Genomic DNA, 16,523 nt, shown 5'->3' on the forward strand with positions numbered 1-16,523 from the left:
TGGACCGCCTGATTGCGAACAATGCTCGACAAGGCCTCAGGGCCTTGCCTTGCGCTTGTTCGCGGCCATTCAATCCCATCCCGTTCAACAGAACACCCATCCTGATTGAGTTTTGACCCTAACGCACGAAACCGATGATGTCGCGCACTTCCGTCATGGTTTTCTCCGCGCGCGCCCGCGCCCTTTCGCCGCCATCGCGCAGCACGGCGTCGATATGGCCGGGATCATCCATCAGGCGGCGCATCTCGGCATTGATCGGTGCAAGAACCTCCACCGCCAGATCCACCAGCGCCGGCTTGAACACCGAGAATTGCTGCCCGCCGAATTCGGCCAGAACATCGGCCTTGGTCTTGTCGGCAAGGGCTGCGAAAATGCCCACCAGATTGTCGGCTTCCGGTCGGCCCTTCAGGCCGTCCACTTCGCTTGGCAGCGCATCCGGATCGGTCTTGGCCTTGCGGATCTTCTTGGAGATGGCGTCGGAATCATCCATGAGGTTGATGCGCGACAGATCCGACGGATCGGACTTCGACATCTTTTTGGAGCCGTCTTTCAGGCTCATGACGCGGGGCGCCGGACCGTCGATCAGCGGCTCGACCATCGGGAAATAGGCATGCACCGGCTCATCGCCGACGGTGATGTCGATGCCGAGTCCCGTCGGGCGGATCTTCTCCATGAAGTCCATGTTGAACTTCATGGCGATGTCGCGGGTCAGTTCCAGATGCTGCTTCTGGTCCTCGCCCACCGGCACGTGGGTGGCGCGGTAGACGAGAATGTCGGCGGCCATCAGGCTCGGATAGGCGTAAAGGCCGAGCGAGGCCTGCTCGCGATCCTTGCCCGCCTTGTCCTTGAACTGCGTCATGCGGTTCATCCAGCCGATGCGCGCCACGCAGTTGAAGATCCATGCCAGTTCCGCATGCTGCGGCACCTGGCTCTGGTTGAAGACGATATGCTGCTTGGGATCGATGCCGGCGGCCAGAAAGGCGGCGGTGATGGAGCGGATCTGACCGATCATGTCCTCATGCACCAGCTGCGCGGTCAGCGCATGCAGGTCCACGACGCAATACATGCAATCATTCTTCTCCTGCAGCGCCACGAATTTGCGGATCGCGCCGAGATAATTGCCGAGATGGAGATTGCCGGTCGGCTGCACGCCGGAAAAGACCAGTGGCTTGAATTCGCTCATATGAACCTCAACAGGCTTGTGGAGGGCCTGATACCTCAGGGTTTGTCTTGCCCGCGCTTATGCACGGGCGCCGATGTCCAATCAAGCGGCGCCGTGATTATTTTGGCTGGATCAAATCCCACAGATTTCCATAAAGATCTTCAAACACCGCCACCGAACCATAGGCCTCATGACGGGGCGGCTCACGAAAGGTCACGCCCGCCGCCAAAAAGGCGGCATGGTCGCGGGCAAAATCATCCGTTTCGAGAAAAAAGCCCACGCGCCCGCCGGTCTGATGGCCGATGGCCGCGGCCTGTTGCCCGCCCTCCGCCTTGGCCAGCAGCAGGGCCGCCCCTGCATGAGCGGCAGGAGCCACGCGCACCCAGCGCTTCCCCTCTCCCAGATCGACATCCGACAGGCATTGAAAGCCAAGGCAGCCGCAGTAGAAAGCAAGCGCCCTTTCGTAATCATCCACCACCAGGGTAACGGTGGCGATTTTCCGGCCCTTCTCAGCCATTGTTCTTGCTCCGGGGCTTGCGCTTCAGGTTTTTCCGCAACATGCCGAGATCTGCGCCGCCGATGGCGAAGGCGAGCCCGAAATAGACCAGCATGGCAATGCCGATTTCGATGAACAGCGCCGCCACCTTGTGCAGGAACGGCGCACCGGTGGCAAGATAAGGGGCAAAGCTCGGCCCCAGCGCCAGAAGAACCGCCCCCATGAAGAGCGCCGAGACCAGGAGCCGCAGTGCCCGCGAGATCAGCGGCCAGTCCGGCTTCAGATGGCCGCGCTTCACCAGCGTGGTGAAAAGCTGGATGGTGTTCAAAAGCCCCGCCACCGCCTCGGCAATGGCAATGCCGCGCTCGAACAGGAAGGGAAAGAGGGCAATGGAGAGCACCGAATTGACCACCACCGAAATGCCGGTAAAGCGCATGGGCGAGCGGGTGTCCTCACGGGCGTAAAAGCCCGGCTGCAAGGCCTTGATCATCACGAACCCCGGCAGGCCCAGCCCATACCAGGCAAGAATACCGCCGACAATGGCGGTGTTTTCGGCGCTGAAGGCCCCGCGCTCGTAGAGCACGCGGATGATATCGTCCGATAGAACCCACAGCCCGACAGCGGCGGGAAGTGTCAGAAACAGCACGAATTCGATGGAGCGGTTCTGGATTGTATTGGCTTCGGCTGCATTGCCGCCCTTCAGCGCCCGCGCCAGTTCCGGCAACAAAACGACGCCAACGGCCACGCCGACGACACCGAGGGGCAATTGATAGATGCGGTCGGCATATTGCAGGGCGGCAATCGCCCCTTCCTTGCCGGAGGCGATGGCCTGGCCGATGACGAGGTTGATCTGCGTGACGCCGCCGGTGATCGCTGCCGGAATGGCCAAAATCAGAAGCCGCTTCACATTCGGCGTGATCTTCGGCCATTTGAAGCCGATCCGCATGCCCGCATGGCGTACCCCGAGATAGACCACCAGCATCTGCAACAGGCCCGCCACCAGCACCGACCAGGAGAGATACCAGGCGGTCTGAACCGGTTCCGCGCCGGTGTAGAGCGCATAAAACAGGGCGGTGATCATCACCAGATTGAGGAAGATCGGCGCGACGGCGGCGGCGAAGAAGTGATGGAGCGAATTCAGCATGCCCGATAGCATGGCTGTCAGCGACATGCACATCAGATAGGGAAACATCACCGCGGCAAGCCGCACGGTGAGATCGAACTTGTCGGCGTCATCGGCAAAGCCCGGCGCGATGATGAAGCGCACCAGAAGCGGCATGGACAGTTCCATGAGGATGGTGATCAGCAAGAGCACCGAAAACAGGACGCCGAAGACCTCCTCGGAAAAGCGCTTGGCGCCATCCATGCCATGCGCCTCGATCTCCTTGGAAAACAGCGGCACGAAGGCGGCATTGAACGCTCCTTCGGCGAAAAGGCGGCGAAAGAGGTTGGGAAAGCGGAAGGCGGCATAGAACACATCCGCCATCGGCCCCGTACCGAGGGCTGCGGCCATCAGCGTTTCGCGGGCAAAGCCGAAAATGCGGCTGCCAAGCGTCGCAGCCCCCACGGTCATGAATTTCTTGACGAGCGACATCTCAGGCGCGGGCCTTCCTGGGCAGACGGGCGGTTTCGGGCGTCGCCTCGTCGGCGGGATCGCTCATGACATCCTTGAGCCGGGCCGAAATGCTGGCCTGCCGGTTTTCATTGGTGATCTTCTGCCCCACCAGATCAGTGACGTAGAAGGTATCGATGACCTTTTCGCCGAAGGTGGTGATGCGGGCGGAGTGAATATCGAGCGACAGATCGGCCAGCGCCGCCGTCACCTCCGCCAGAAGACCGATGCGGTCAAGGCATTCGATCTCGATGACGGTGAACTTGTTGGACAGGCTGTTGGCGATCGTCACATGCGGCTTGACGATGAAGGTCTTGTTTTTCTTCTTGGATTTCGCCCGCGTCGCGATGACTTCCGGCAGCCGCTTGCGGCCCGAAAGCACGTCCTCGATCATCTTGCTGATCGTGTTGCCGCGCCGCATCTCATCCTCGTCCACCGGAAACTCGCGGTTGACGAGAATCGTATCCAGCGCGCGTCCGTCGGAGGTAGTAAAGATCTGCGCATCGGCGATGTTGGCCCCGGCAGCCGCACAGGCGCCGGTGATGATGGACAGAAGGCGCGGATGGTCCGGCGCCAGCACGGTGATTTCCGTGATGGCATGGAAGGAATGGGTGCGCACCATGGTGGAAAGCGCCTGCCCTGCCTTGTCGGCCTGACGGATGAAATGCGCATGCCGTACCTGATCCTCCAGCGGCACCGTCAGGAGATAAGGCTGGTAATGCAGCTTGGTATAGGTCTTCTGGTCCTTCTGGCTCCAGTCGGAGAGGGAGGCCTGCAATTGCTCGGCGGCGTGTTTGGCGCGCTCCTTGCGGGGGCTTGCCGAAAACCCGCCGGAGAGCAGCAACTCCGTCTCGAAATAGAGCGTGCGCAAAAGCTGCCCCTTCCAGCCATTCCACACACCGGGGCCAACGGCGCGAATGTCGCAGACCGTCAGCACCAGCAGCATGCGTAGCCGGTCCAGCGACTGCACCTTGTCGGCAAAGTCGGTAATGGTCTTGCGGTCATGCAGGTCGCGGGTCTGGGCCACCATCGACATCGTCAGATGCTGATCGATCAGCCAGACCACCAGCTCCGTCTGCTTTTCGTTGAGACCGAGACGCGGGCAGAGCTTGCGGGCCACGCGGGCGCCCGCAATCGAGTGATCCTCCTGCCTTCCCTTGGCGACGTCATGCAGCAGCACGGCCACGAAAAGCGCCGTGCGCTCCTCGATCAGCGGCATGAGCTTGACGGTGAGCGGATGCAGGTCCTCCACCTTGCCCTGCTCGATCTCGGCAAGCACGGCGACGGAGCGGATCAGGTGCTCATCGACGGTATAGTGATGATACATGTTGAACTGCATCATCGAGACGATCTTGCCAAATTCGGGAATGAAGCGGCCCAGAACGCCTGCCTCGTTCATCCGCGTCAGCATCAGCGCCGGATCGCGCCGCGAGGTCAGCACCGCGAGGAACAGGCGGTTCGCCTCTTCGTTCTCGCGGAATTCATGATTGATCAGCGGCAGCGAACGGGTCAGCGCCTTCAGCGCATCCGGATGCAGTTCCAGCCCGTGCAGATCCGCCACATGAAAGAAGCGCATGATGTTCAGCGGATCGCGGCGAAACACGTCCGGATCGGCCAGCGCAATACGGCCCTTGTCCTCGATGAATTCCGGCGTGCCGGGAATGCGGCGCGGACGGTTGGCAAAACGTCCGATCACGCCGGTAAGACCGGGAGCGGCCTTGGCCTGCTTTTCCTCCAGCGTCGCGCAAATGATGCGGGTCAGGTCACCCACGCTCTTGGCCACATGGAAGTAATGCTTCATGAAGCGCTCGACGGCGGACAGGCCCGGACGCGACTGATAACCGAGATTGGCGGCAATTTCCGGCTGGATATCGAAGGAAAGCCGCTCTTCCGGCTTGCCGGTCAGGAAATGCATGTGGCAGCGCACCGCCCACAGAAAATCCTCGGATTTCTGGAACATGCGCCATTCTTCGCGCGACAGCACGCCGAGCTTTACCAGTTCCGCCGGATCGCTGATGTGATAGTAATATTTGGCAATCCAGAACAGCGTGTGCAGATCGCGCAGCCCGCCCTTGCCTTCCTTGACATTGGGCTCCACCAGATAGCGCGTATCGCCCGCCTTGCGGTGGCGCTCGTCACGCTCGGCAAGCTTCGCGGCAATGAATTCCGGGGCGGTCTTTTCCACGACCTCCACCTCGAACCGCTTCAAAAGATCGGCCACCAGCGGCTTTTCTCCGCAGATGAAGCGGGTTTCGAGAATGGCGGTGCGGATCGTCATGTCGGTGCGGGACAGCTTGATGCATTCCTCCACCGTGCGGGTGGCATGCCCCACCTTGAAGCCAAGATCCCAAAGAATATAGAGCAGGAATTCCACGGCCTTGCGGGCATCGGCGCCGGCCTTCTGCGAAAGCAGGAAGAGAAGGTCGATATCGGAGCCGGGCGCCAGCGTCTTGCGGCCATAGCCGCCCACCGCCACCACGGCGAATTCCGTTTTCGTGTCTGGGTAGACCGCCTTCAGCACGATGGTATGGGTGAGAGAGATCAGCCGGTCCTGCACCTCGGCAATGCGCTCGGCGCATTTCAGACCGCTGCCATCGGCAAAGAGCAGCTTGCGGGCGGCCTCGCGGCCATCGGCGCTGGCCTTTTTCAGGATCGGCAGAAGGGCTGCACGCATGTCCAGCACCTTTTCCTCACGCTCGGCAATGGCCAGGCATTCCTTTTCCAGCGCATCGAAATCGGGAAAAGCCGGTGCAGTCATCTCGATGTCAGCCATGATGGTCCATTCTTTCGCCGCTACCGCCTCGATGCGGCATGGTTAACGCCAAAGCCTGTTAAAGCCCGTTGCGGCTTATCAGCCTCATGCAACGTGCTTTACGTTCTTGGTTTAACGCATGTCGTTATCGCAAAACCGCTGCACACTTTTGCGCGACATGCTCTACTGCATAATTCCTTAAATCGGAATCGATTTAAGGATAAAATTATGCAGCACATTTAAAGTGCTACAGCGAACCTTTGTGCGCCATATATGGCGCACGGCGCTGTAGCCGATTTTTCCGCTGAAGGGAAACAGGTCATGGCCACAGCCTCATCGGCAAGATATATCACTCAAGTCTTGCCAAGCTGTTTCTTGAGATCGTAGAGCGCCTCCAGCGCCTGACGTGGCGTCAAATCGTCGATATCGAGCGCCCTGAGCGCCTCTTCGACCGCCGAGACCGAAGCGGCAGCGTCCGCCTTCTGTTCGCGCCGCACCGCCACCTGGAACAGTGGCAGGTCATCGATCAGCTGGCTGGCCGGGTTCTTGCGGTCGGCATCCTCCAGCTGGTGCAGCACATCGCGGGCGCGCTCCACCACGGCGGCGGGAAGCCCCGCCAGACGCGCCACCTGAATGCCATAGGACCGGTCCGCCGCACCGGGACCGACCTCATGCAGGAAGATCACCTCGCCCTGCCATTCCTTGACCTTCATGGTGACGTTGGACAGTCGGTTCAGCTTCTCCGACAGCGCCGTCAGCTCATGGAAATGGGTGGCGAACAGCGCCCGGCAGCGGTTCACCTCATGCAGATGCTCGACCGTCGCCCAGGCGATGGAAAGCCCGTCGAAGGTGGCCGTGCCCCGGCCAATCTCATCGAGAATGACCAATGATTTTTCCGTGGCCTGATTGAGAATGGCCGCCGTTTCCACCATTTCCACCATGAAGGTGGAGCGGCCTCGCGCCAGATCGTCGGAAGCGCCGACGCGGGAAAACAGCCGGTCCACCACGCCGATATGGGCCGAGCCCGCCGGCACGAAGGACCCCATCTGCGCCATGATGGCAATCAGCGCATTCTGGCGCAGGAAGGTGGATTTACCGCCCATATTCGGGCCGGTCAGCATCCAGATCGCACCGTTCCGGCCGCTTTTCGGGGAAAGATCGCAATCATTGGCGATGAAGGGGCTTTCGGCCTGTTTGCGCAGCGCCTGCTCCACCACCGGGTGGCGGCCAGCCACAATCGCAAAGGCATGGCCGTCATCCACCAGCGGGCGGCAATAGCCCTGCTCCTCCGCCAGCGTGGCAAGCCCTGCCGCCACGTCCAGCACGGCAAGCGCGCGGGCTGCCTTCTTGATCGGCTCTGCCGCCTCGGTCACGGCCAGACGCATCCGCTCGAAAGCCGCAAGCTCGATCTCCAGCGCCTGGCCCGCCGCATTGGCGATCCGGCTTTCGAGATCGGCCAGTTCGGTGGTGGTGAAGCGCATGGCGTTTGCCATGGATTGCCGGTGAATGAAGCGCGCCTTGGCCTCACCCTCCGTCAGGGGGCCGGCATTGTTGGCAGAAACCTCGATGAAATAGCCCAGCACATTGTTGTGCTTGATCTTTAGCGATTTGACGCCCGTCTCCTCGCAATATTGCAATTGCAGCGAGGCAATCACCCGGCGCGACTGGTCGCGCAGCGCGCGGGCCTCATCCAGCCCTTCATCCGCGCCTTCCTTCAGGAAGCCGCCGTCGCGCTTCAAAAGCGGCAGATCCTCGGCCAGCATGGAGGAGAGCAGATATTCGAGCGAGGGCGGCAGAAGTTCGAGATCGGTGAGCGCCACGGAAAGCTCATCCGGCAGAACCGTGCCGCGCATCAGCGCCGCCACCTCGCCCGCCGTGATCAGACCCTGCCGGATGGCCGCAAGATCGCGCGGGCCGCCACGGTCGAGCGCAAGGCGGGAGAGCGCGCGCGGCATGTCGGGCGCGCCCTTCAGCAGGCTGCGCAACTGCTCGGTCAGGAAATTATCGCTGAGAAGCCAGGCCACGGCATCCTGGCGCGCGGCAATCTCCTGCGGATCGGTCAACGGCGACATCAGCCGCTCGGCCAGAAGCCGCGCGCCGCCGCCGGTGACGGTGCGGTCCATGGCGTTGAGCAGCGAGCCTTCCCGCTGGCCGGACAGCGTTTTCACCAGTTCCAGATTGGCGCGGGTTGCCGCATCGATGAAGAGAGTGGAGGCAGAGGATTGCCGCTCCGGAAGGCCAAGCGGGGGGCGCTCGGAAATCTGGGTTTTTTCCACATAGGCAATGGCGGCGGAGGCCGCCGCCATTTCCGCTCGCGAGAAGGAACCGAAGCCATCCAGCGTCTGCACGCCGAAATAGCGGGTCATCCGGCCCTCGGCGGATGCGCTGTCGAACAAAACCGACGGCTGCGGCACGACGAGGCGGCCCAGCACGTCGAAGACCGGCTTCAGCTCGCCATCCTGCATGAGATTGTCCGGCACGATCACTTCGCGGGGATCGATGCGGAAGATATCAGCGAGAAGCCGTGTCGGCGTGGTTTCGGCCAGCCGGAAGACCCCGGTGGAGATGTCGATCCAGGCCAGCGCCAGTTCCTGCGCACCGCCACGCACCCTTGCAAGCGCCATGAGATAATTGGTTTCGGCAGGCGACAGCAGCTTTTCTTCCGTCAGCGTACCGGGGGTGACGAGGCGCACCACATCGCGCTTGACGACGGATTTCGAGCCGCGCTTCTTCGCCTCTGCCGGGTCTTCCACCTGCTCGCAGACGGCCACGCGGTAACCGAGCGCAATCAGCTTCTGCAGGTAATCATCCGAGGCATGGACAGGCACGCCGCACATGGGAATATCCTGCCCCAGATGCTGGCCGCGCTTGGTGAGCGTGATGCCGAGCGCCCGCGACGCCTCGATGGCGTCCTCGAAGAACAGCTCGTAAAAATCGCCCATGCGATAAAACAGCAGCGAGCCCGGATTGTTGGCCTTGATCTCGATGAACTGTTCCATCATCGGGGTCGCCACGGCGCGGCTCTCCTCCGAGGTGAGATGGGCGGTATTGAGAACATCAAGAGTGCTGGTCACGGACGGTCCATGTCATTGCCGGAAATGCCGAGACCTTATTGGCCCAAACGTCCTGCGGCAATGCACTTGCCCTCAGGCAAGCGCCGCGTTCCACAGCCTGCTGCACCATGACGGTTGCAGCACTGCTCCAAGGTCCGTTCAGCTGGCAAACCGGCCTGCATCCGCCCCGTAATAATTCACATAGCGATCGGAAATGCTGGCGATGGGCAGAATGATCAGCACATCCGTGGTGTTGAAGGCCTGATCCACCACCGCCTCCGTGCTGACCATGGCGCCGAGCCGCAGATAGCCCTTGATCAGCGGCGGCATGGCGCTCAAGGCCTTGCGGGCATTGACCGCCTCGGCGGGCATGAGATCCATCGGGCGGGCAAGCTCGGGCCGGGCGGAAACCGCCCATTCGCCGTGCGCACCCACCGTCTGCGCCAGGAAAGACAGCGCCAGCGCATGCTCCTCCGGCTGCGTGCCGGGGAAAGAGGCGCAGCCGAACATGGCGCCCATCTTGTATTTCAGCGCATAGGCCCAGTTGCCCTGCCACAAAAGTTCCACCGTGCGCTTGGTACGGTAGTTCGGCAACACGCAGGACCGGCCAAGCTCCATGAACTGCTTGTCGGGGTGACGGGCCAGAAGCGGCTCGATATCGAACTCGCCTGCCGAATAAAAGCCGCCATGGCGCATCGCCACCTCCTGCCGCAACAGGCGGTAGGTACCGACTACCTGATCCTCGACATCCCCATCGAGGGCATTGTCCAGTACCAGGAGATGATCGCAGAAATCGTCATAGGCATCGAAGTCGCGGCGCGCCAGCATGGCCTCGGGAGGCAGCCGCGCATTCATCTCCTCCACGAAGACACGGTAACGCAAGGCCTGCGCCGCCTCGATCTCGCGATCATTGCGCGCCAGACGCACTTCCAGCGGACCAATCCGCCCGAAAATGTCACCGCCCGCCACCTCATCCGGTGCGACGGCAGAAGTCGCATCAAAAGCCAAAGTGCGGTCCAGAAGATCAAGGGCCATATCGTGCGGTCCGATTCTATAACAAAGCTAAACGTGTAAAACACGCCTATGCGACAGGATGTTGACACAAATTTTACCTGAAGGACTTTTCAGGCGCAAATTCGCAAGTGATCATACATAATAAAGCCTGATTTGGTATGCTTTGACAGCAGACAGAACCGAAACCCATGCCTGTGAGTTCAACACGGTGCTTTTCATGCCTATTTCCGGAAAACGCCTTCTTCGCGGCACCGTCAAGGGGCTTGCCGCTTTCGTGGCCTGCTCAGCCATCTATCTCTCCTATCTGCAGCTTTCCGGGAACTTCCACGAGGTCATCGCAGGAGAGTTCTACCGTTCGGCGCAGCCCACGGGTGCCGAGATCGAGGGCTATGCCCATCGCTACGGCATCAAGACCATCGTCAACCTGCGCGGCGCCTCGTCCCGCAGCTGGTACAAGGACGAGGTGGAGACCGCCGCCAAGCTCGGCATCACCCATGTGGATTTCCCGATGTCGGCTGGCCGGGACCTGCCCTCCGACAAGGCGATGGCGCTGGTGGAGATCCTGAAGAACGCCCCGAAACCCATCCTGATCCACTGTCTGAGCGGGGCCGACCGCAGCGGTCTGGCCTCGGTCATCTATCTCCAGCAGGTTGCCGGCATCGATGAGGAAACGGCGGAAATGCAGCTCTGGCCGATCGTGTACGGCCATGTCGGCATTCCCTTCCTGTCGAAATCCTTCGCCATGGATGAAAGCTGGGAGAATTTCGAGAAGGTCATCGGCCTCGACAGCTGACAGTGTTCACGCCGGTCAGGCGCTGTAAGCCTTTAAATCTGCTGCATAATTCCTTAAATCGATTCCGATTTAAGGAATTATGCAGGAGGCCAAAGCGCATGAAAGTGGTGAACAGGCCCGTGGCCTGAGCCAACGGTGAGATCATCCGCATGCGCAATCGCCCCTGTCAGCCAGCTTTTGGCGGTGCAGACGGCCTGTGCAAGCGTTTTTCCCTTGGCGAGTTCCGCCGCAATGGCACTGGACAGTGAACAGCCGGTGCCATGGGTGTTCATTGTCGCAACCCTCACGCCTTCCAGCCATAGAGTGTTTGCGTGCTTCATAGAACCACGCAAACACTCTAGATCTTTACTTTCACGTGTTTCCGGACGGAAAACCGGTTCCCACTTTTCCTGGAAACACTCTTTGTCTCCCCGTGTTTCCGGACGGAAAACCGGTTCCCACTTTTCCTGGAAACACTCTGGCATCTCATCCGACGTCAGCAGCAGGTCGGGGCTTTCCGGTCCCGGCAGGTGGCCTCCCTTCATCAGCACCGCCCTTGCCCCAAGTTCCAGCACGGCTTGAGCTTGATGGATCATGGCGGCACGGGTCGTCGCCTCCACCTCACCCAGAATATCGGCAGCCTCCGGCAGGTTCGGCGTCACAAGGCTTGCCCGGCGCAAAAGCCTGCCCCGCAGCACCGCAACGGCAGCGCCATCCAGCAGCGAAGCACCGCCCTTGGCGATCATCACCGGATCGAGCACCACGGGAACCTCCGGGTGAGCCTCCAGGCACTCTGCCACCGCCTCGGCGATACCGGCATTGGCGATCATGCCGATCTTGACCGCATCCACCCGCACATCCGCAAAGACCGCTTCTATCTGGACCTTCACGAAAGCGGGCTCCAGCGCCGTCACGGCCGTGACCCCGCGCGTATTTTGCGCCGTCAGTGCCGTCAGCACCGCCATGCCATAGACGCCCCGAGCGCTGAACGCCTTCAGATCCGCCTGAATGCCCGCCCCGCCCGAAGGGTCGGAACCGGCAATAGACAGAACATTGGCAATCCTTGAGGAAGGCTGGCTTTCAACTGCGGCGTCATGCATGGCGCATCTTCTCCGTGGCCGGCACGGAAGACGCCCATCTCCGATTCCGAAAGATGATCCGCGACTCCCTCCGCCGGCATGATCCGGTTCAGGTTCAAAGGGTGCTTCTCAGCCTGTCGGATCGAGCAGCGAAAAAAATTCACAATCCGGCGGACGCCCCTGTCTTGCCTTGTTATGCCAGCTTCCTCGACGCCTGTCATCCTCGCGCGTCGGCAAACGGCATGGAACCGCACAGCGTGTTTTGACATTAACGGGCATATGTCGGGGTGTGTCCCCGCTCAAATTGTTTTGTCAAAGAGGATTTCCGGACCCGCCATGGGACAGAGAGAAACAGCCATATCGCCATCAGCCGCCCCCATCACCCCAGAGACGGGGCTTATCCTGCATCAATGCCTGCGTGAGAGGCCGGACCGCTATGCGCTTTTTCTCGATATTGACGGCACCTTGATCGATCTGGCCGCCACACCGGATGGAATTACCGTTCCGGCAGGGCTTGGCGAGGCTTTGGGTTCGGTATCCGCGCGGCTTGGCGGGGCGCTGGCGCTGGTGACGGGCCGGGGGCTTGCCTATGCGGACCAGCTCTTTGCCCCCCAGCGTTTTCCCCTGGCTGGCCTGCACGGCACCGAACGGCGGGACGCGGAAGGCGCGATCTTCCGCGCAGACCCCACGGCCAGCTTCATCAAGGCCAAGGCGCATCTGCGGCAGTCAGCCGAGACGCTTCCCGGCATTCTGATCGAAGACAAGGGCGCGGCCATCGCCGCCCATTACCGCCAAGCCCCGGTACTGGTCGAAAAGCTGGAAGAGGTGATGACCGAAACCCTGCATCTTGCCGGCAAGGGCTATGAGTTGCAGCGCGGCAAGATGGTTTTCGAAATCCGCCCGGATATGGCCGACAAGGGCCGTGCGGTGGAGGCGTTTCTGTCTTCCCCGCCCTTTCAGGGCCGGTTGCCGATCACCATCGGCGACGACCTGACGGATGAAGCGATGTTTGCTGTCGCCAACCGGCTGGGCGGGCTTTCTATCAAGGTGGGAGATGGCGGCGCGGAGAAAAGCGCCGCCACGCATCAGATTCCGGACCCTGACGCCGTGCGCGCGGTGTTGTTCGCGCTGGCCGGAGAGGTCAGGTCCGCAACAGGAGAGGCAAGACCATGAGCAGACTCGTCGTCATATCCAACCGTGTTCCCGTTCCCGACAAGAAGAAAGCCGCCCCCGCCGGGGGACTGGCCGTGGCGCTGCGCGCCGCCCTTTCCGAACGCGGCGGCATCTGGCTGGGCTGGTCCGGCAATTCCAGCGGCGACGAAAACCCGGGTGATCTTTCCATTCTGGAAGACGGCAATATCACCTATGCGCTGACCGATCTGACCGACCGCGACGTCGAGGAATATTACCACGGCTTCGCCAACCGGGTGCTCTGGCCGATCTGCCATTACCGGCTGGATCTGGCCGATTACGGCCGTAAGGAAATGACCGGCTATTTCCGCGTCAACCGCTTCTTTGCCGAGCGGCTGGTGCCGATGCTCAAACCCGACGATACCATCTGGGTGCATGACTATCACCTGATTCCGCTGGCCAGCGAATTGCGGCAGATGGGTGTGAAGAACCGCATCGGCTTCTTCCTGCATATTCCGCTACCGCCCGCCGATGTGCTGTTTGCCATGCCGGTGCATGAAGAGATCATCCGCGCGCTGGCCCATTACGACCTTGTGGGGTTCCAGACCGATCACGATCTGGCCAATTTCGTTGGCGCGCTGGAGCGGGAGGGCATTGGCCGTTCACTGGGCAATGGTCGTCTTGCCTCCTTCGAGCGGCGCTTCCGCGGCGGCCATTACCCGATCGGCATCGAAACGGCGGCCTTTGCCGGCTTCGCCGAAAGGGCTGCCCATAACAGCATGGTGCGGCGCGCTCGCGACAGCATGGCTGACCGGCCGCTGATCATCGGCGTGGACCGGCTGGATTATTCCAAGGGCCTGACCCAGCGCATCGACGCTTACGAGCGCTTCATCCTGGAAAATCCCAGGCATCAGGGCAATGTGACCTATCTTCAGGTCACGCCGAAATCCCGCTCGGAAGTGCCGGAATACGAGGCCATGCAGCGCACCGTGGCCGAGCAGGCGGGCCGGGTCAATGGCGCCTTGGGCACGGTGGACTGGGTGCCGATCCGCTATATGAACCGCTCGGTAGCGCGTCCGGTGCTGGCAGGGCTTTACCGGCTTGCCCGCGTCGGCCTGGTCACGCCGATGCGCGACGGCATGAATCTGGTGGCGAAGGAATATGTGGCGGCGCAGGACGGGGAAAACCCCGGGGTGCTGGTGCTATCGCGCTTTGCCGGTGCGGCCCGTGAAATGAGCGGCGCGCTGCTGGTCAACCCCTACGATATCGAAGGCACGGCCAATGCCATTGCGCGTGCTATCGACATGCCGCTCGATGAGCGCAAGGCCCGCTGGCGGCAGATGATGGACCACCTGCTGGAACATGATGTCACCCGCTGGTGTGACGATTTCCTGCGCGACCTGACCGAGGAAGAGCAGGCGGGCGATCATCCGGAGCCGGTAAACTGGCTGCGCAGCCACGCACAGAGGTGATCGGCACCCGCCGATCTCTGCCGGGGCGGCAAAAGCCAGTAGCCGCGCCCGGCTTTCTCCACCTGCGGCCCGGCTTTGACCAACAGCCCTGCCGCCAGCAATTCATCCACCAGCCCCATCCAGCCCAGCGCCACGCCCTGTTCGGCAATAGCGGCCTGCACCACCAGCGCATAGGTGTTGAAGCGCAGTTCTCCAACTGCAATTCCAGCGGCGGGGCGCAGGCCCGTTGCGTCGAAATAGGCAGCCCAGTCGAACCAGGGTGCGGCGCGCTCCACATCAAGATGCAGCAGCCTCGGCCCCTCAGGATGCGGAGTGCCCGCCGGGTCGTCCAGCGTCCCATGCCGCGTGAACCAGCCGGGGCTGCACACCGGCACCACCCGCTCCGGCAGCAGCAAGGTGCCATGGCTCGCAAATTCCTCCGCCGTGCCGAAGACCACCGCCACCTCACCGGCCTCGGACAGATTGTGCTGGGTGCGCTGGGTGGCGACAATCTGGATATCCATGTCGGGATGGGCGTCGCGGAAGATCTGCATGCGCGGCATCAGCCAGAGCGAGGAAAAGGCATAATCGGTCTTTACCCTGAGCACCGGCCTCTCACGCCTTGCCCGGAAGTTTGCCGCCAGCGCATCCATATCCTCCACCGCCTTTGAGACGGCCTCGAACAATTGCTGTCCCTCGTCCGTCAGGGACACACCGCGATGCTGGCGGATGAGAAGCCCTACCCCCAGCGCCTCTTCCAGCTGGCGGATCTGATAGGAGACAGCAGGCTGGCTGAGCCCAAGGCTTTCGGCGGCGGCAGACAGCGTCTTCAGACGCCCGACCTCCCGGAATACCCGCATCCAGCCCAGATCGAGAGCGCGCTCTGCCATAAATTTTCTTTATCCCTGCAATCGAAAAACACCGCCTTCACAGGCCTCCTGTGGTGGCATTTCAATAAGATTTATGAATAGAGCATTTCCAGGAAAAGTGGGAACCGGTTTTCCGTGCGGAATGCGTAAAGAGAGATAAAGGGGAAGCGCACATGAAAACTGCCCATGCTTCGCTCCGGCTTCTTGCCGGCCTGTTCCTGTCCATTGCCGCAACCGGCGCCGCTGAGGCTGCCGATGCCCCGGCCTGCAAGACGGTTCGGCTTTCCGATCCCGGCTGGACGGATATTACCGCGACCAACGGTGTGGCGTCCGCCCTCATGGACGCGCTCGGCTACCAGCCGGATGTGAAGACGCTTTCCGTGCCCATCGGGTATCAGTCGATGAAGAATGGCGAGATCGACGTCTTCCTCGGCAACTGGATGCCTGCGCAAAAAGCCTTCCGCGACGATCTCGACAAGGCCAAGGCAGCAGACGTGCTGGGCCGGAACCTGGAAGGGGCCAAGTTCACCCTGGCCGTGCCGCAATATGTGGCGGACAAGGGCATTCATGATTTTGCCGATCTGGCGAAGAATGGCGACAGCTTTTCCCGCAAGATCTACGGCATCGAGCCCGGCGCACCCGCCAATGCCAATATTCAGAAAATGATCGACGCCAATGATTTCGGCCTCAAGGGCTGGGAGGTGGTGGAGTCCGGCGAGCAGGCCATGCTGGCGCAGGTCAAGCGCGCCGAACAACAGAAGGAAAACATCGTTTTCCTGGCCTGGGCGCCGCATCCGATGAACAGGGATTTCAAGATCGCCTATCTCTCCGGAGGAGATGCCTATTTCGGCCCGAATTTCGGCGGCGCCGAAGTCTATACGCTGGCCCGCAGCGGCTGGGCGCAACAGTGCCCGAATGCTGCAACGCTATTCAAGCAGCTCCGCTTTGAAATCGGCATGGAAAACGAGCTGATGGGCGATATTCTTGGCGGCACCGATGCCAAGGCGGCGGCAAAATCCTGGCTCAAGGCCCATCCTGCCGTGATCGAACCCTGGCTGAAGGGTGTGACGACGCTCGATGGCAAGCCCGGTCTGGCCGCCGTGAAAACCGCAATCGGACTTTAAGCTTATCG

12 protein-coding genes and 1 riboswitch are annotated in these 16,523 nt (G+C 61.4%); of the genes, 4 read left to right on the forward strand and 8 right to left on the reverse strand.

From position 1 onward, the window contains the following. Positions 1-118: 118 nt before the first annotated feature. The 6 genes from trpS to olsB form a co-directional block, all read right to left on the reverse strand. Positions 119-1,183 (reverse strand): tryptophan--tRNA ligase, encoded by a 1,065-nt coding sequence (gene trpS, locus QO005_RS08065; RefSeq protein WP_307157489.1) that lies wholly within the window; start codon positions 1,181-1,183, stop codon positions 119-121. A 97-nt stretch (positions 1,184-1,280) separates the two neighbouring features. After that, on the reverse strand, positions 1,281-1,679 hold the full coding sequence (locus tag QO005_RS08070) for a VOC family protein (protein WP_307157490.1): 399 nt from the start codon (positions 1,677-1,679) through the stop codon (positions 1,281-1,283). Then, complete coding sequence (gene murJ, locus QO005_RS08075) at positions 1,672-3,252, reverse strand: murein biosynthesis integral membrane protein MurJ (protein WP_307157491.1); 1,581 nt, start codon at positions 3,250-3,252, stop codon at positions 1,672-1,674. Before murJ ends, QO005_RS08070 begins: the two co-directional genes overlap by 8 nt. 1 nt (position 3,253) lies before the next feature. Beyond that, the gene (locus QO005_RS08080; RefSeq protein ID WP_307157492.1) at positions 3,254-6,043 is read right to left on the reverse strand and encodes a [protein-PII] uridylyltransferase; all 2,790 of its coding nucleotides are present in this window, start codon (positions 6,041-6,043) and stop codon (positions 3,254-3,256) included. 332 nt (positions 6,044-6,375) lie between these two features. Further along, the gene (gene mutS / locus QO005_RS08085) at positions 6,376-9,024 is read right to left on the reverse strand and encodes a DNA mismatch repair protein MutS (RefSeq protein ID WP_307157740.1); all 2,649 of its coding nucleotides are present in this window, start codon (positions 9,022-9,024) and stop codon (positions 6,376-6,378) included. A 210-nt stretch (positions 9,025-9,234) separates the two neighbouring features. Next, entirely contained in the window at positions 9,235-10,110 is an 876-nt protein-coding gene (gene olsB, locus QO005_RS08090) for a l-ornithine N(alpha)-acyltransferase (protein WP_307157493.1), read from the reverse strand. A gap of 196 nt (positions 10,111-10,306) precedes the next feature. Between olsB and QO005_RS08095 the strand changes: the two genes are divergently transcribed. Continuing rightward, positions 10,307-10,882, forward strand: a complete 576-nt coding sequence (locus tag QO005_RS08095) for a dual specificity protein phosphatase family protein (protein ID WP_307157494.1) — start codon at positions 10,307-10,309, stop codon at positions 10,880-10,882. Between the two features lie 77 nt (positions 10,883-10,959). Here the strand turns inward: QO005_RS08095 and thiD are convergent, their stop codons facing one another. Further along, the gene (thiD, locus tag QO005_RS08100) at positions 10,960-11,961 is read right to left on the reverse strand and encodes a bifunctional hydroxymethylpyrimidine kinase/phosphomethylpyrimidine kinase (protein ID WP_307157495.1); all 1,002 of its coding nucleotides are present in this window, start codon (positions 11,959-11,961) and stop codon (positions 10,960-10,962) included. A gap of 48 nt (positions 11,962-12,009) precedes the next feature. Beyond that, positions 12,010-12,132: riboswitch (TPP riboswitch) on the reverse strand. Positions 12,133-12,276: 144 nt separating this feature from the next. On the opposite strand from thiD, the gene otsB reads away from it, so the two are divergent. After that, on the forward strand, positions 12,277-13,113 hold the full coding sequence (gene otsB, locus QO005_RS08105; protein WP_307157496.1) for a trehalose-phosphatase: 837 nt from the start codon (positions 12,277-12,279) through the stop codon (positions 13,111-13,113). Beyond that, a complete protein-coding gene (gene otsA / locus QO005_RS08110) occupies positions 13,110-14,543 on the forward strand; it encodes an alpha,alpha-trehalose-phosphate synthase (UDP-forming) (protein ID WP_307157497.1) in 1,434 nt (477 codons plus the stop codon). The genes otsB and otsA overlap by 4 nt, the downstream gene beginning before the upstream one ends. Here otsA and QO005_RS08115 read toward each other — a convergent pair. Next, the gene (locus QO005_RS08115) at positions 14,498-15,412 is read right to left on the reverse strand and encodes a choline sulfate utilization transcriptional regulator (protein WP_307157498.1); all 915 of its coding nucleotides are present in this window, start codon (positions 15,410-15,412) and stop codon (positions 14,498-14,500) included. The genes otsA and QO005_RS08115 overlap by 46 nt on opposite strands. A gap of 152 nt (positions 15,413-15,564) precedes the next feature. On the opposite strand from QO005_RS08115, the gene QO005_RS08120 reads away from it, so the two are divergent. Then, on the forward strand, positions 15,565-16,515 hold the full coding sequence (locus tag QO005_RS08120; protein WP_307157499.1) for a choline ABC transporter substrate-binding protein: 951 nt from the start codon (positions 15,565-15,567) through the stop codon (positions 16,513-16,515). The last annotated feature ends 8 nt before the right edge of the window (positions 16,516-16,523 follow it).

Source organism: Allorhizobium paknamense (assembly GCF_030815125.1).
GTDB classification, from domain to species: domain Bacteria; phylum Pseudomonadota; class Alphaproteobacteria; order Rhizobiales; family Rhizobiaceae; genus Allorhizobium; species Allorhizobium paknamense.

Bases quoted from the DNA above. Each gene is read 5' to 3' on its own strand.
- trpS (WP_307157489.1), bottom strand. From the start codon at position 1,183: ATGAGCGAATTCAAGCCACTGGTCTTTTCCGGCGTGCAGCCGACCGGC.
- QO005_RS08070 (WP_307157490.1), bottom strand. From the start codon at position 1,679: ATGGCTGAGAAGGGCCGGAAAATCGCCACCGTTACCCTGGTGGTGGAT.
- murJ (WP_307157491.1), bottom strand. From the start codon at position 3,252: ATGTCGCTCGTCAAGAAATTCATGACCGTGGGGGCTGCGACGCTTGGC.
- QO005_RS08080 (WP_307157492.1), bottom strand. From the start codon at position 6,043: ATGGCTGACATCGAGATGACTGCACCGGCTTTTCCCGATTTCGATGCG.
- mutS (WP_307157740.1), bottom strand. From the start codon at position 9,024: ATGATGGAACAGTTCATCGAGATCAAGGCCAACAATCCGGGCTCGCTG.
- olsB (WP_307157493.1), bottom strand. From the start codon at position 10,110: ATGGCCCTTGATCTTCTGGACCGCACTTTGGCTTTTGATGCGACTTCT.
- QO005_RS08095 (WP_307157494.1), top strand. From the start codon at position 10,307: ATGCCTATTTCCGGAAAACGCCTTCTTCGCGGCACCGTCAAGGGGCTT.
- thiD (WP_307157495.1), bottom strand. From the start codon at position 11,961: ATGCATGACGCCGCAGTTGAAAGCCAGCCTTCCTCAAGGATTGCCAAT.
- otsB (WP_307157496.1), top strand. From the start codon at position 12,277: ATGGGACAGAGAGAAACAGCCATATCGCCATCAGCCGCCCCCATCACC.
- otsA (WP_307157497.1), top strand. From the start codon at position 13,110: ATGAGCAGACTCGTCGTCATATCCAACCGTGTTCCCGTTCCCGACAAG.
- QO005_RS08115 (WP_307157498.1), bottom strand. From the start codon at position 15,412: ATGGCAGAGCGCGCTCTCGATCTGGGCTGGATGCGGGTATTCCGGGAG.
- QO005_RS08120 (WP_307157499.1), top strand. From the start codon at position 15,565: ATGAAAACTGCCCATGCTTCGCTCCGGCTTCTTGCCGGCCTGTTCCTG.